This is a genomic window from Mesorhizobium sp. M7A.F.Ca.US.014.04.1.1 (genome assembly GCF_003998745.1).
Classification (GTDB): Bacteria; Pseudomonadota; Alphaproteobacteria; order Rhizobiales; family Rhizobiaceae; genus Mesorhizobium; species Mesorhizobium ciceri.
The window spans coordinates 1-639 of sequence record NZ_RZRW01001316.1; the positions used below are offsets into that span (position 1 = coordinate 1).

General features: G+C 57.1%; 1 protein-coding gene. It reads right to left on the reverse strand.

What is annotated here, in order from left to right; translation table 11 throughout:
• Positions 1-461: 461 nt before the first annotated feature.
• Positions 462-639 (reverse strand): alpha-hydroxy-acid oxidizing protein (locus tag EOA22_RS36295; protein ID WP_164756320.1); only part of this gene is annotated, 178 nt, incomplete at its 5' end.

The following is a 639-nucleotide window of genomic DNA, read 5'->3' on the forward strand; positions in this document are numbered from 1 at the left end:
CGGAGCCATGATCTTAACGAAAGGCAGAACCAAAAAACCCGCCTTGGGCGGGAAGTTGGCGCAACTCAGCACCAGAAGTAGCGACCGGCAACACCATGGTTCGCAGTTTCGTTCAGCTCGCGAACCACCGCCTTTCTATACCATTGTGCGACATTGTACACGACGGTGCCATTGTCCGTGCACTTCAGTCCGGCATCGATTGTGCTATAACGGCCGGTAAACGGCTACGAAGCCGGTAAAGGCAGTCAGTTGCATCGCGCTCCTGTCCTCCGTCCGAGTCATCCTCACGGCAAGTTCGACGCCAGTAGTCAAAATGCGAAGGCACGATTGTGGCCGACAGCAGACCGTCAGCTGTAAATCTAATCGGACATCCAGGTAGTCGGCGCTCGGCCGGACAAAGGGCGCGACGGAGGTGAAGCGAAAAGTGCAATGCTGAACTTGCTGAAAAATAGTTTCGGGCTTCACCAGATTACCGACCGGTCGATCTCGCCGATGCCGCCCGGCCTTGTCAGCGCCATTGCCATCTCCAAGTCTCGGCGAAGCAGGTTGATACAATGGGTTGCGCCCTCGGCACCATCGGTTGCCAGGTCGTAGACATAGGGGCGGCCAATCATGACTGCGGTTGCACCAGGGCAAGCG